Here is a 13,495-nt window from a genome sequence, read left to right as displayed (position 1 = left end):
AGTCGGCGCGAGCGTATCAGAACGTCAGGCGAACGGATGCATTCGTCGGCGCGACGCTGACGGAGACCTCCCGGCCACCCCGCCGACGGGAGCCCAGGGCGAGGGCAACGCCCGTGGACACGGCGACGGCCCCGAGCACGCCCACGACGACGGCGGGCCCACGCTGCAGCTCGCTGCGCTCCACGCACTCCCCTCCAGCATTGCGAGCGCTGCAGCCACTCTGCGCGGCCTGCACGGCCACCCACGCCACGGTCCCTGCGCCCACGACGCTCAGGCCGACCCCGGTGGCGAGCCATGCCGGGTTGGTGGTCCTCTCGCCGTCCTCGACGTCGTCCTCGGCCTCGACGGCCCCTGCAGCGCCCACCTCCTCGGCCCCCACGCGCAGCAGGATGGGCTGACCGCCCTGCTCCACGGTGACCTCACGGGTCAGGACGACGCGGCCGTTGGACACGACGCGGATGCGATGCGTGCCAGACACCAGCGTGCCGCGGTAGGGCAGCGCGCCAGCAGGGCGCCCGTCGACGAGCACGGCTGCGCCGTCGATGCCCGTGATCTCGAGCGCGACGCGTGCGCGCGCGCCGAAGCGCTCGAAGGCTCCCCGCGCGGCCTGCACAGCCGCGAGCACCTCGTCGGCGGCGAAGTCTTCCTCCGCGCCAACGGTGTCCCCTGCCACGTCGGTCAGCGCCACCTCTACGCGCCCCTCCGCGCGGAACGACGTGGGTTGCCACACCAGCACCGTGACCGCCATGAGCGAGCCCGCCTGCGTCGCCGCAGCAGCACGGCACTGCGGCGTCTCGCACGCGAGGCTCAGGCCGCGTGGAGGCGTGACGAACACGACGCCTTGGTGCTCCAGCGTGGCGCGCACCTCCGCCACGGCGTTGGCGCGCATGTCGTCGGGGGCGTCACCGAGCGGAGCCATCATCAGAGCGCGCGGCGCGTCCGCGTGCGCCACGGACGGCAGACAGACCCCGAGCACGACCCCCAAGAACCACATGCTGCGCAGCTGCATCGACGTCGGGTAGCATGGCCGATGTGCGTGCGCACGCACCCGTACGCACACACGGGCGCCGCGAGGGGCGGGCATGGGTGTCGCTTGCGTCGCGCCGCCGCTGCTCCGCCTCGTGCCACGCCGGTCGGCCTCGCGGGCCTCCGACTGAGCGAGGCGAGCGCTCAAGGCGCCGCCAGGTGCAACAGATCGTAGACCGGCGCGCCGGCGTGACGCTTGACGCTGGCGCTCGCCATGAGCGAGCGCGCGTCCCCGAGTCGCAGCAGGACCACGTCGCGTGCAGCGAGCTGGGCCGGCGCGAAGGCGACGTCACGCAAGGGCTCCGCCTGCGGCTCCGCGGGCACCGGGTCGCCCACGCCCGTGGCCTGCGAGGTGAGCCAGGCGGCGCGCTCGGCGGCGTCGAGGAGCAGTCCGCGCCCAGGCACCAGCATCGTGGCGTCGGGCGCCAAGCAAGCCTCGAGTCCCCGCGGGTCCACCGTGTGCAGCGCGCGCAGGAGACGCCCCCGCAGGACGAGCACGTCGTCCAGGTCGATGCTCTCTGGGCGCGGCGATGGATCGCGATGGAGACGCGGCGCGAGCTCCGCGATGTTGCAGGGGCGATAGCGGATGTCGAGCTGGTGGACGAGCACCTCGTCCCAGGCATCGCGGCAGGCACCGTTGCTGCCCGGGAGGGCGAAGATGGGCATCCCCCGGCACACGCCGGCGGTCGCGCGCGACTGCAGCGTGGAGAGGCCGATCGAGCGCATGGAGATGGCGCGGAACACCTCGCCGAAGCCGGGGATGAGCTTGTCGCACACCGCGTGGACGGCGTCGGGTGTGATGTCTCGCTCGGTCAGGCCCGTGCCGCCCGTCGTGAGCGTGACGTCGATGTCGCCTTGCTCTGCCCACGCGAGCAGCTGGCGCTCCACGAGGTCGCGCAGGTCGGGCACCACTCGTCGTAGCACCACCTCGTGCCCCGCGGCCCGGGCACGCTCCTCGAGGATGGCCCCCGACGTGTCGGTCGCAAGCGTGCGCGTGTCCGAAACCGTGAGAATGGCGATCCGCAGAGGGACGAAGGGGCGGGAGCTGTCGACGCCGGGCATGCGGGGAGTACAGCCGTCGGCGCGCGTCGCGTCAACGCGCTTCCGCGCGTCGACGACGTTCGTCAGTGCTCGCGTCGCTTGCTCGGACCCTTGCGCCCACCGGGAGCTGCGTGCTTCCCCCCCGCGCGCCGGCCGCTCGTGTGGCTCGCGCCCTCCGTCGGTCGCCCGCTCGACGCCTTGGCGGTGCCTCCTGCGTCAGCGCGCCCACGGGGCGCGTCACCGCTGGCGCGTCCAATCGATGCACTGCCCGCCCCTGCCTTCGCCCCTCCGGCGCCCCCGCCTGCCGGCCGTGTCCCGTTTCCACGCTTGCCCAGGCGCCCCTGCGCCGCCTCTCGCCCCGCCTCGCGCTTGCGCCGCTCGTGGATGCTGAGCGCACCGCGCCCCGTGGCGGGAGGCACCAGGTGGTGCTCACGGCTGCCGATCAGGTCGCCGCGCTTCGCCAAGATGAGCGCCTCGCGCGCGAGGTCGTGCTGGCTCACGTCCCAATACTGCAGCAGCGCCTTCTGCATGCGCTTCTCGCGAAGGCTCTTGGCCGTGTAGACGGGCTGCTGCGTCTGCGGGTCGAGCCCGGTCAGGTACATGCTGGTCGCCATCGACATGGGCGTCGGGATGAAGTCCTGCACCTGCCGCGGCCGCAGCCCGCGCTGCTTCAGGTAGAGCGCCAGCTGGATCATGCTGGCCAACGTCGACCCCGGGTGCCCCGAGATGTAGTAGGGCACCAGGTGCTGGTCCTTGCCGGCGTCCTCCGTGGCGCACGCGAACATCTCCGCGAAGCGCTCGTAGCTCTCGGCCCCGGGCTTCTTCATCTTGTCCAGCACGTCGTCGTCCACGTGCTCGGGCGCCACGGACAGCTGCCCACCCGTGTGGTGCTCGGCCAGCTCGCGCACGAACTCGGGCGAGCGCTCGGCCAGGTCGTAGCGCACCCCCGACGCGATGAAGACCTTCTTCACTCCGTCTTCCTCGCGCACCTTGCGCAGCAGCTGCACCAGCGGCTCGTGGTCGGTCACGAGGTTCTCGCACACCTTGGGGTGCACGCAGCTCAGGCGCCGGCACGCGCGCTCGATGGTCTCGGCGCGGCACTTCATCTGGTACATGTTGGCGGTGGGGCCGCCCACGTCGCTGATCACGCCGCGGTAGTCACCCATGCGGCGCAGCGCCCGCACCTCGCGCAGCACGCTCTCGGCGCTGCGGCTCTGGATCACGCGCCCCTCGTGCTCCGTGATGCTGCAGAACGAGCAGCCCCCGAAGCAGCCACGCATCGTCACGATGGAGTGCTTGACCGTCTCGAACGCCGGGATCTTCTCCGTGTAGCCGAAGTGCGGTGCCCGCTGGAACGGCATGTCGTAGAGCTCGTCCATGAGCGCCGTGTCGAGCGGCTCGGCGGGCGGGTTGAAGTACAGCGCCTGGTCGCCGTGCGGCTGCAGCAGCACGCGGCCGTTGCCCGGGTTGGTCTCCTTCTGGAAGTGCCCGCTCATCTCGGAGAAGGCGCGCATGTCCACGCTCACCTCTTCGTAGCTGGGCAGCCAGAGGGGCTTCCCGTCGCGCACGCGAGCGCTCTTCGGGAGCTGCTCCCACTCCCCCTTGGGCAGCACGAAGGCCGTGCCGCGCACGTCGCGGATGGCGCCGATGGGCTCGCCCGCGCGCAGCCGCTCGGCCACCTCCCACACAGGGCGCTCGGCCATGCCGAAGATGAGCATGTCGGCCTTGGCGTCCAGCAGGATGCCGCGCCGCACCTGGTCGCTCCAGTAGTCGTAGTGCGCGATGCGCCGCAGCGAAGCCTCGATGCCACCGAGCACGATGGGCACGCCGTGCTTCCCGAACGCGGCCCGCGCCAGGTTGCCGTACACGATGCTGGCGCGGTTGGGGCGCGACCCGGTGCGGCCGCCGGGCGAGTATTGATCGTCCGAGCGCACCTTCTTCTGGGCGGTCAGCTTGTTCAGCATGCTGTCCAGGTTGCCGGCCGTGATGCCGACCATCACGCGCGGCACGCCCAGGCGCAGCAGCGCGCTGGGGTCGTTCCAGTCGGGCTGCGCGATCATCCCGACGCGGAAGCCGCGCGCCTCGAGGAAGCGGCCGATCAGCGCGCCGCCGAACGCTGGGTGATCGACGTACGCGTCCCCGTTGATGATGAGGACGTCGATGGCGTCCCAGCCGCGCGCGTCGAGCTCTTCCTGCGTCGTGGGCAGGAAGTCGGTCAGGGGGCTGCGCGCGGGCGCGCCCCGGTCAGCGCCACCGTTCCGTCGACGCGACTTGCCACTCAGCTGGACCAACTCGTTCACGCGGCCAACGTACTCCGCTTTCGGCGCGCACGCTTCCCGACTTGCGGTTGGCAGCGACATGGCGACAATGCCGTCATGCGCAAGGGCGACATCCTACGGCTAGACGTGGTCGCTCTCGACGACGCGGGGGATGGCGTCGCGTTGCTCGGCGACCACACCGTACACATCGCCGCGGCGTTCCCCGGCGAGCGTGTCTCGGCGCGCGTGGACTACGTCTCGAAGCGCGCGCCCATGTCGCACGCGCACCTGGTCGAGCTGCTCGCGCCGCACGAGCGCCGTCGGAGCGCGCCGTGTCCGCAGCACCCTTCGCGCGGTGGTCGCTGCACGGGCTGCGCGCTGATGCCACTGCAGGTGGACGCGCAGCGCAGCGCCCTCACTCAGCACCTACGCGACGACCTGAACCTGCCCGTGGCCTACGCGCCCGACGCGCAGTCCGAGTCCGAACGCACCCGCGGCTACCGCTACGCCAGCAAGCGCGTGGCCTTCGGAGGTCCCGGCCGCGTGCGCCTCGGCAGCTACATCCGGGGCACACACCGCGTGGCGCACATGGACGGCTGTGTGGTGGAGCACGACACCATCCAGCAGGCGGTCCGGGCGGTCGAGCAGGCGGTGCAGGCCGCCAACGTCGGGGCATACGACGAGCGCACTGGGGTCGGGCTGCTGCGCTACGTGTGGTTCAAGACCGATGGAGAACGCGTGCTCCTGACGCTCATCATGAGCAGCGAAGACCTCGAGGCGGCGCGGCGCATCGCCGAACACCTCGACCCGCACGTCATCGCCGGCGTCGCGTTGAGCGTCCAGGACGGGCAGGGCAACGGCATGCGTGGCACGGCGGCGCTCCCGGTGCGCGGGCGGAGCGAGCTCACGCTGCGCGTCGCAGGCGTGCCGGTCGCGGTGGGGCCGCTCGGCTTCCTGCAACCCAACCCAGAGGTCGCGGGCGCGTGCTATCGCTCCTTGGTCCACGACACGGCCGGCGCCCTCGCGTTCGACCTGTACGCGGGGGCGGGCATCACCACGACGCTCCTGCGCGAGCGCTTCGCGCAGGTGGTGCCGGTGGAGGCCTATCCGGAGAGCGCGGCGTCGCTCGGGGTAGCTCCCGTGAGCGTGGAGCGCTTCCTGGCCGAGTACGCTGGCGACACACCGGACCTGGTGGTCGCGAACCCTCCCCGCAAGGGGCTGCGCACGGAGGTGTGCGCTGCGCTGCGACGCCTCGGACCGCCCGAGCTGCGCATCATGAGCTGCGGACCCAAGGGGCTGCGACGCGACCTCGACCAGCTCTGCGCGTCCGAGGGCGAAGGCGCGCGCTACGAGCTCGCGCGACTCGACGGCTTCGACACACTGCCGAACACCCCGCACATCGAGCTGGTCGCCGTGTTGCGCCGCACGGACGCGCACAGCACGCCTCACGCATGAGCCCCGCGGTCCGCGCGCTCCTGGCCTCCCTCGCGCTCTCGTCAGCCGTCGCGGTGCTGCCGTCGGGGGGCTGCCTCGAGCCGAGCGCTGCCACCGAAGCAGAGGGCGGGCCAGACCCGTCCGTGGCGGTCGCCCCCTTCGTTCCTCCGAGCGCCCCGCCTGCCAGGACGCCACCCATCGCGACACCCGGAGACGCACGAGCCAACAACACACCACACGACGCGCCCACCGGAAGCGCGGATCCGTTGCTGCGACGACTGGCGCAGAAGCCGCTCCGCTACACGCGTCACGGGCGCTGCCGCATGACCTGCAGGCATATCAGCGAAGCGGAGGTGCGGGCCCTCCTCGACGAAGGCCACGTGGTCCCGGAGCGCACCCGCAGCGATGGTCAGTGCACCTCATACGCCGTGGAGGGCCAGACCGCGGACGCGCAGGACGTCCGCATCGTGTACGCCGACTGCGCGCGCGAGACACGCGTCGTCACCACCATCGACCTCGGGCGCGACTGGCCCTGCCACTGCGACTGACACCAGGCGGCGTGCATCCAGCGCATCCACGGACGGATCGCGTCAGTCGTCGCGCTTGGGTTCGCTCGGCACCACGAGGCCCGGCTTGCCCAGCTTGAGGCGGCGCATCACCGCCGTGCGCTGCCGCACCTTGTAGGCCGAGTGGCTGGCGTCGCCAATCTCGTTGTGCGCGTCGGTCTCGGTGTCGATCACCTGGAACTCCGCCATCACGAAGATGATGCGCCCCAGCGTCCACGCGGCCGGCGGGGCCGCGGCCAACCGGGCGTCCGACAAGCGTATGGGCATGTCCGCCACGAAGTGCACCACGCGGTAGGTGGGCGCGGTGAACTCGTTGTCCACCAGGCTCTCGCGCTCGCGCTCCACGTCGGGCTCCTCGAAGGACTGCATCCGCGCGCGCAGGGCCCGCAGCTCGGGTTGCGACGCGCAGTGCGTGTCGAAAGGCAAGAGGGTGTTGGTGCTCTGCTCGGGGATGACGTAGTTGAACGGCAGGATCTCGCGTTGAAGCATGCGCAGCACGCCGAAGATCTCGTCGGTGGAGCGGGTCACCACACGGAAGCGGAGCTTGTCGTAGATCTGCGCGGCGGTGGCCTCGGACTTGCTCAGCAGCTTCGTGTACAGCGAGTCCTTGTTCTTGCGCCCGCCGATGAACTCGACGATCGGCGCGCCATCCGCCAGCGCACGCCCTATGACGCGGTAGACCTTCTGCTCCACCAGGTGGAAGACCTCCTCGTTCGAGACGGGCAGCTGGAACAGCAGCTCGCGCGCCTCGAGGTGGTGGATGGTGTGCATGACCTTGAGCACCGTGCAGGCACACAGCTGCCGGTGTCCCTTGCCGCTCGCCATCATCAGCAGCGTCACCAGGTCCGCGTTCGCGACGGGCGCGGGCACCGGGAAGTCGAAGTGCCGCCGAAGATACTTCACCGCCTCGTTGCGCACGGAGTCGATGCGCGTGACGTCCGCGGGGTCCGACAGGTCCAGCTCGTTCGCGGCGACGAAAGCGACCGCCTCGGCCTCGGACTCGAACATCAGCTTGCGCCAGTCGATGACCGAGCCGCCAGACAGGAGGTTTCGGATGGCCTCGAGGTCGGCGACCGTGAAGGCTTGATCGAGGCTAGGAGGGGTGGTGACCATCGCGCAGGGGCGCACCCGAGAGTTGGTCTCCCGCGAGCGTTCGCCGGAGAGTGTACATCGTCAGGGCGTCGCCCGGCACGGGCTTAGCTGCCAGCGAGAGGGAAGGGATGACTCGAAAACGGGCGGCTAGGCGTCTTGGATGGGGCGTGTGGAGCGTGAGGCGTCGGCTGCCGAGCTGTCGGCGCTGGTGGGCGCGGACTTGCGGCCGAGGGAGAGCGTCCCGAAGAAGATGGCAACCGTGACGCCGAGCACGAAGAAGTTGCCGAGGAACGCGCCGTTGCAGCCCGCGAGCGCGAGCGGCAGGGCGAGCGTGGCGGTCAGGGGGAGGGTCGGCTTGGTGAGTCTCATTGCGGTCATGGGACCTCTCGATTCGCGCAGCCTCGTGAGAGGCGGGGGGAGGCGCAGGGGGGGTCGACACAGAGTTACAACGCCCTACGTGTCGGTGACTGTCCTACATGGGGTCGCGCGTGGTCAAGTCTCTAACAGAAATCGGGGGGGTGGTCTACGACCACGAAGCGGGTGACGTGGGGTCAGGACTCGGGGGAGGCCACCCTCCCGCCGGGCAGAGTGCCTATCTGCTCAAAACTTCACTGGATTACCAGCGCCGGCGCCGATATCGTGACTCGCACGCCAATGGCCGACTCACTCTTCCCAGACGGCAGCGAGAGCGTCCTGCCGATCCTCCCCCTGCGAAACTCGGTGCTGTTCCCGGTATCGGTGGTGCCCGTCAACGTCGGGCGCCACCGCTCCGTGCGCCTGATCGAAACGGCCTGCGGCGGGGAGCGGCCGGTGATCGCGGTGGTCGCGCAGAAGCGTCCCGAGACGGAGGATCCCACCTTCGACGAAGTGCACTGGGTGGGCACCGTCGCGCGCGTGCTGAAGGTCATCCGGCTGGGAACCGGGCAGTACAGCGTGGTGCTGCAAGGGGTCAGCCGCATGCGCATCCTCGAGCCGCTCGGTCGCCAGCCGTGCCTCAGCGCGCGCGTGGAGCGCATCCACGAGCCGCCCGCGGTGGACGCCGAGCTGGACGCCCTGACGCTTCGACTACGCGAGTCCACGCGCTCGCTGTACGAACACCTCCCGAGCCAGCCTCGTGAGGCGGCGCGCATCCTGGACAACGTCGTCGAGCCGGGCGCGCTGGCGGACCTGGTGACGGCCAACGTGTCGGTCTCGAACGACGTCAAGCAGGCTGTCCTGGAGATGCTGGACGTGTCCATGCGGCTCGGCATGGTGATCGACTTGGTGGAGCGACAGCGCGAAGTGTTCCGTGTGAAGCGGGAGATCTCGACGCTGGTGCAGGAGGAGATGTCCCGCTCGCAGCGCGAGCTGCTGCTGCGGCAGCAGCTCAAGCGCATCAAGCAGGAGCTGGGCGAGCCCACCGACGACGAGGACGACCTCGAGACCCTCAGCGAGCGCGTGGCCATGGCGGACATGCCCCTCGAGGCCGACAAGGCCGCACGGCAACAGCTCCGGCGCATGCGCCTGATGAACTCCGCCAGCTCCGAGTACCACGTGGCGCGCGCCTACGTGGAGTGGCTGGCCGACCTGCCCTGGAGCAAGTCCACCCCCGACCGCCTGCACGTGGGTGAAGCCCGCCGCGTGCTCGACGAGGACCACCACGGGCTCGAGCGCCCCAAGCGCCGCATCGTGGAGTACGTCGCGGTCCGCCGACTGCGCCGTGACGGGCGGGCGCCCATCCTGTGCTTCGTGGGACCGCCAGGCGTGGGCAAGACGTCCCTCGCGCGCTCCATCGCGCATGCGGCCGGACGCGAATTCGTGCGCGTGTCGCTGGGCGGCGTGTCGGACGAGGCCGAGATCCGTGGCCACCGGCGCACCTACGTGGGCGCCTTCCCTGGGCGCATCGTGGCCGGGCTCAAGAAGGCCAAGTCACGCAACCCGGTCATCGTGCTGGACGAGATCGACAAGCTGGGGCGCGACCAGCGCGGCGACCCCGGCAGCGCGCTGCTGGAGGTGCTCGACCCGGAGCAGAACCACGCGTTCGTCGACCACTACTTGGAGGTCCCGGTCGACCTCAGCTCCGTGATGTTCATCGCCACGGCCAACCGCATGGACACCATCCCGGGGCCGCTCTTGGACCGCATGGAGGTGATCGAGCTGCCCGGCTACACGCTGGACGAGAAGCGCCACATCGCCGCGAAGTTCATCATGCCGCGTCAGCTCAGCGACCACGGGCTCACGCCCGAGCGGCTGGAGCTGCGTGACGACGCGCTGGACAGCGTGATCGAGGACTACACCGACGAAGCAGGTGTGCGGCGGCTGGAGCAACACATCGCCGCCCTGTGCCGCGCGGTGGCCGTGCGGCTCGCTGGTGGCGAGGACGTGCAGCTCAACGCCACGCCCGCCGACGTGCGCCAGATCCTCGGCGGCCCCCGTGGTGGGCGCACGAAGGCTCCGCGCGTGCCCGCGCCGGGGCACGCCACGTCGCTGGCCTACAGCGCGTCGGGCGGGCGGCTGGTGCTGGTGGAGGCCACCCGCATGGCAGGTACCGGCAAGCTGCACCAGACCGGCAAGATGGGCGACGTCATGCGCGAGTCGGTGGCCGCCGCGCTGACCTACGTGCGCTCGCGCACGGCGACGCTCGGGGTGCCGGACGACTTCCTGTCCAAGATCGACGTGCACGTGCACCTCCCGGAGGGCGCCGTCTCCAAGGAGGGCGCCAGCGCAGGCATCGCGCTGTACGCCGCGCTCGCGACCATGCTGACGCGCCAGAAGGTGCGCACGGACGTCGGCATGGCGGGCGAGATCACGCTGCGCGGCACCGTGCTGCGCATCACGGGCGTGAAGGAGCGCTGCCTGATCGCACACCGCGAGGGGCTGACGCGCGTGGTGCTCCCGGCGCGCAACGCCCCAGACCTCGAAGAGGTGCCCCGCGAGGTGCTGGACGCGCTCGACGTGCGGCTGGTGAACCACGTGGACGAGGTGCTGGCGCTGGTCTGTGAACCCGCGCCAGAGGTGTCCCTCGAAGCCGCCCTACCCGCGTGAGCGGCCTCGCGCGCGGGAGCGGTGGGCGCGCCTTCGCGGGGGCCCTGGCCTACGCGACATGCGTCGGCCTCGGCCTGTCTGCCTCGCGGCTGACCGCCGTCCACGGGGTCGAGAGCGCGCTCGGCGTGGGTCTCCTGCTGCCGCCCGCGGTGGCGGCCTGCTCGGCCTTGGACGCGCTGCGGTGGCGGGCGTGCGACACGCGTGAGGTGCTCCACGTCGTGCTCCAACGCGCCGTCGCCCTGTGGGCTGCGCCCACGCTGGTGCTCGCCGTTGGCAGCCTGCGCGTTCGTCAGTGCACGCCGCTCGAGGGGCTCACGTTCATGCTCTTGGGCCCGCTCGTCGGTGTGCTCCTGGCGGCCGCGACCGGCGTGTGGGTGGCATCGCTCGCGCTGGGGCGGGTGACGTGGCGCGAAGCACGGCGACGCCGCGTCGCGTCCTCGCTCGCCGCGCTCCTCCCCATCGGGGCGCTGGCGGTGGGCGTTCTGCGCTTCTGGGCGACGCCCACCATCAGCATCTACGGCGCCTACGCTGGCTGGTTCCCGGGCACCATCTACGACGAGGACGTCGCGCTCACGGCGACCTACGTCTCGCAGCGTGCCATCACCGGAGCGCTGACGTTCGGCCTGCTCGGGGGGTGGGTCGCGGCGCGCGACGCGACCACGGGCGCGGTTCGGGTGGGGCTGGCGCTGCGTCAACGTGGACTCGCGCTCGCCTCCGCGTTGGCGGTGGCCGGGTTCGGGCTGGCCGTGTTCTACGCGCCCGAGCTGGGCCACGCCTCGACGCGGACGTACATCGACGAGCAGCTGGGGCGGGTGCTGCCCGGCCACGCGTGTGTCCTGCACACGCCACGCGAGCTGCCGGTCGAGAGCGCGCAGCGGCTGCTGGACGACTGCGAGTTCAGCGTGGCCCAGGCCGAGGCCGGACTGGGTGTGCACGCGACGCGCCCGGTGCACGCGTTCTTCTACCGCAACGCCGAGGAGAAGCGCCGCCTCATGGGCGCCGGCGCCACCTTCATCGCGAAGCCGTGGCGCGACGAGGTGCACCTGCAGCTCGGCGGCTGGCCGCACCCAGTGCTCGCGCACGAGGTGGTGCACGCCATCGCGGCCTACGCCTCGCGCGGGCCGTTCGCCGTGTCCGCCACCCTCGCAGGCTGGTTCCCGAACCCGGGCTTGATCGAGGGCGTCGCCGTCGCCGTGGCCTGGGACGAGCGCGACGGGCTCACACCCGACGAGTGGTCCGCTGGGCTGCTCGCCCATGACGCGCTGCCGGCTGCGAGGGACTTCCTCGGGCTCGGCTTCGGGCAGCTCGAGCCCCGCCGAGCCTACTCGGCCGCGGGCTCGTTCGTGCGGTACCTGCGGGCGCGCGAAGGCGTCGACACGCTGCGCGCGGTGCACCGCCTAGGGCGCGTCGAGGGGGTGACGCGCGCCTCCCTGAGCGAGCTCGAGGCCGGCTGGCACGCGCACCTGCGCGCGATCGTGCTGCCGGACGGGGCGCTCGACCTGGTCGCGCTGCGGCTGACGCGGGGGAGCGTGTTCGAGACGGTCTGCCCACACCGCGTGGCACGCCTCCGCGCGACGCTGGCTGGCGACCTGGGCGCGGCCGACTTCGAGAGCGCGCGCGGGACCTGTCGGGAGCTACTCGCGATCGATCCGAACGATCTCAGCACGCGCGCGTACGCCGTGGGCGTCGAGGCGCGCAGCGGACGCTTCGCACGAGCGGAGGAGGGCCTCACGTGGCTGCGAGAGCACGACGCCCCCAAAGCTTTCGAGGCCTACGCCGCAGCCGCCCTGGCTGACGCGCTCTTGGCGCGCGACGCGTTCGAGGAGGCCGCGGCGGCATACGTCGCCCTGCTACCGCTGCAGCCCGACGAAGCGAGCCGACGCCAGATCGAGGTCAAGCTGCTGGCGCTGCAGTCATCCCGCGAGCAGGCACGCATCCTCCGGTCGCTGCTGCTGGGCGACCATGGGCGTGCCGTAGGGCCCGCGCGGGCGATGCAGCTCACCCAAGCCCTCGAGGCCGTACGCGGCGACGGGCTCGCGCCCTACTTGGCAGCCCGGCAGCTGATGGGCGAAGGCGAGTACGCTGCGGCGCTGCGTCCCCTCCATCAAGCGGCGCGACGGGGGTTGCCGCTTCCGTCACTGACCCGGGAGCACCACCGCATGCTCGCGATGACGCTCTACGCCCTCGGGCGCTGGGACGAGCTGGACGCACACCTACGGGGCCCCATGGCTGATGACCCGGCGCTCACCACCCTCACCGCGTACTGGCGTGCCCGCGCGGCGTTCCGACGCCCTCAGGCCGCGCGACGCTGACGGTCGATGTACCACTTCATGGTGAGGGGCACCTTGAGCAGCCACTCCTGCAGCGTGGGACGCATGCCCGCGCTGACGACGCCGCTGTCGATGCCGACCATGGCGCCGAAGCTCACCAGGGTGCGATCCGCGCCGCGCGCGGCAAGGCGGATGAAGCCCCAGCCCGCCCGGATGTCGTGATGCCGCGTCTCGTCGAGCGTGAAGAGCACCGTGTGCGTCCCGCGCTCGAACAGAAAGTTCATGACGTAGGTGATGTCGACGGGGCCGCGCTGGTGGCGGAGCGCCACGGCGCGGCTCTGGCCCGTCTGGCCCACCTGCCTGGCGCTGCGCACCTGGGGCAGCATGTCTGGGTAGCGCCGGGTATCGCTCAAGGCGCGCCAGACCTCGGCGAGCGGGGCCTGGATGATCTGGTAGCTGGTGCCACCGAACGTCACCTGTCCGCCGACGCGGCGATGCGCGGGTCGGGTGACCAGCTCACCGCGTCGGAGCCGCTCCCGCTCGGCGGAGGTGAGGTCGTTCTGGGCAGCCGCCGCGGATGGTACGGAGGCGAGGAGCGCGAACCCGCAGAGCAAGGCGGCGACGGCAGAACAGTGCCGACGGAATGAGGCTGGGGTATTCGTGAGGGGGAACACAGTCATCCTATCTCTCGAAGTGTGCGGACATTGCACCGACGCGCAAGTGGGCGCCATGCTTCACTACCCCCAAAGTGGGACATGGGCGCAACGGCGTGCGTCGCGCACAC

The 13,495-nt window shown here is 71.3% G+C and carries 10 protein-coding genes; 4 read left to right on the top strand and 6 right to left on the bottom strand.

The features are described from left to right. Positions 1-16: 16 nt before the first annotated feature. From H6726_20980 to H6726_20970, 3 genes are all read right to left on the bottom strand, one after another. Entirely contained in the window at positions 17-1,009 is a 993-nt protein-coding gene (locus tag H6726_20980; GenBank protein MCB9660131.1) for a PEGA domain-containing protein, read from the bottom strand. Between the two features lie 161 nt (positions 1,010-1,170). Beyond that, positions 1,171-2,088, bottom strand: a complete 918-nt coding sequence (locus tag H6726_20975) for a hypothetical protein (protein ID MCB9660130.1) — start codon at positions 2,086-2,088, stop codon at positions 1,171-1,173. Positions 2,089-2,150: 62 nt separating this feature from the next. Beyond that, positions 2,151-4,427 (bottom strand): YgiQ family radical SAM protein, encoded by a 2,277-nt coding sequence (locus tag H6726_20970; GenBank protein ID MCB9660129.1) that lies wholly within the window; start codon positions 4,425-4,427, stop codon positions 2,151-2,153. 15 nt (positions 4,428-4,442) lie between these two features. Between H6726_20970 and H6726_20965 the strand changes: the two genes are divergently transcribed. Then, positions 4,443-5,780 carry a class I SAM-dependent RNA methyltransferase gene (locus H6726_20965; GenBank protein ID MCB9660128.1) on the top strand — a complete coding sequence of 446 codons (1,338 nt, stop codon included), beginning with the start codon at positions 4,443-4,445 and terminating at the stop codon, positions 5,778-5,780. Then, positions 5,777-6,307 (top strand): DUF4258 domain-containing protein, encoded by a 531-nt coding sequence (locus tag H6726_20960; protein ID MCB9660127.1) that lies wholly within the window; start codon positions 5,777-5,779, stop codon positions 6,305-6,307. The genes H6726_20965 and H6726_20960 overlap by 4 nt, the downstream gene beginning before the upstream one ends. Positions 6,308-6,349: 42 nt before the next feature. Here the strand turns inward: H6726_20960 and H6726_20955 are convergent, their stop codons facing one another. Continuing rightward, complete coding sequence (locus tag H6726_20955) at positions 6,350-7,438, bottom strand: TIGR04552 family protein (protein MCB9660126.1); 1,089 nt, start codon at positions 7,436-7,438, stop codon at positions 6,350-6,352. Between the two features lie 126 nt (positions 7,439-7,564). Further along, on the bottom strand, positions 7,565-7,795 hold the full coding sequence (locus H6726_20950) for a hypothetical protein (protein MCB9660125.1): 231 nt from the start codon (positions 7,793-7,795) through the stop codon (positions 7,565-7,567). A 276-nt stretch (positions 7,796-8,071) separates the two neighbouring features. Between H6726_20950 and lon the strand changes: the two genes are divergently transcribed. Both lon and H6726_20940 read left to right on the top strand, forming a co-directional pair. Beyond that, positions 8,072-10,441, top strand: coding sequence for an endopeptidase La (lon, locus tag H6726_20945; protein ID MCB9660124.1), 2,370 nt, complete (start codon positions 8,072-8,074; stop codon positions 10,439-10,441). Further along, entirely contained in the window at positions 10,438-12,753 is a 2,316-nt protein-coding gene (locus H6726_20940; protein ID MCB9660123.1) for a hypothetical protein, read from the top strand. The genes lon and H6726_20940 overlap by 4 nt, the downstream gene beginning before the upstream one ends. On the opposite strand, the gene H6726_20935 is transcribed toward H6726_20940, so the two are convergent. Continuing rightward, on the bottom strand, positions 12,735-13,325 hold the full coding sequence (locus tag H6726_20935; GenBank protein MCB9660122.1) for a hypothetical protein: 591 nt from the start codon (positions 13,323-13,325) through the stop codon (positions 12,735-12,737). The two genes, H6726_20940 and H6726_20935, sit on opposite strands and share 19 nt — an antisense overlap. Between the last annotated feature and the right edge of the window lie 170 nt (positions 13,326-13,495).

It is taken from the genome of Sandaracinaceae bacterium, assembly GCA_020633055.1.
In the GTDB taxonomy this organism is placed as follows: Bacteria; Myxococcota_A; Polyangia; order Polyangiales; family Houyiibacteriaceae; genus JADJJE01.
Note: the sequence above shows the minus strand (reverse complement) of the source record. Positions and strands in the feature narration are given on the sequence as shown.

Coding starts and splice junctions, on each gene's coding strand:
- H6726_20975 (MCB9660130.1), bottom strand. CDS start 2,088: ATGCCCGGCGTCGACAGCTCCCGCCCCTTCGTCCCTCTGCGGATCGCC.
- lon (MCB9660124.1), top strand. CDS start 8,072: ATGGCCGACTCACTCTTCCCAGACGGCAGCGAGAGCGTCCTGCCGATC.
- H6726_20955 (MCB9660126.1), bottom strand. CDS start 7,438: ATGGTCACCACCCCTCCTAGCCTCGATCAAGCCTTCACGGTCGCCGAC.
- H6726_20960 (MCB9660127.1), top strand. CDS start 5,777: ATGAGCCCCGCGGTCCGCGCGCTCCTGGCCTCCCTCGCGCTCTCGTCA.
- H6726_20965 (MCB9660128.1), top strand. CDS start 4,443: ATGCGCAAGGGCGACATCCTACGGCTAGACGTGGTCGCTCTCGACGAC.
- H6726_20980 (MCB9660131.1), bottom strand. CDS start 1,009: ATGCAGCTGCGCAGCATGTGGTTCTTGGGGGTCGTGCTCGGGGTCTGT.
- H6726_20950 (MCB9660125.1), bottom strand. CDS start 7,795: ATGACCGCAATGAGACTCACCAAGCCGACCCTCCCCCTGACCGCCACG.
- H6726_20970 (MCB9660129.1), bottom strand. CDS start 4,427: ATGTCGCTGCCAACCGCAAGTCGGGAAGCGTGCGCGCCGAAAGCGGAG.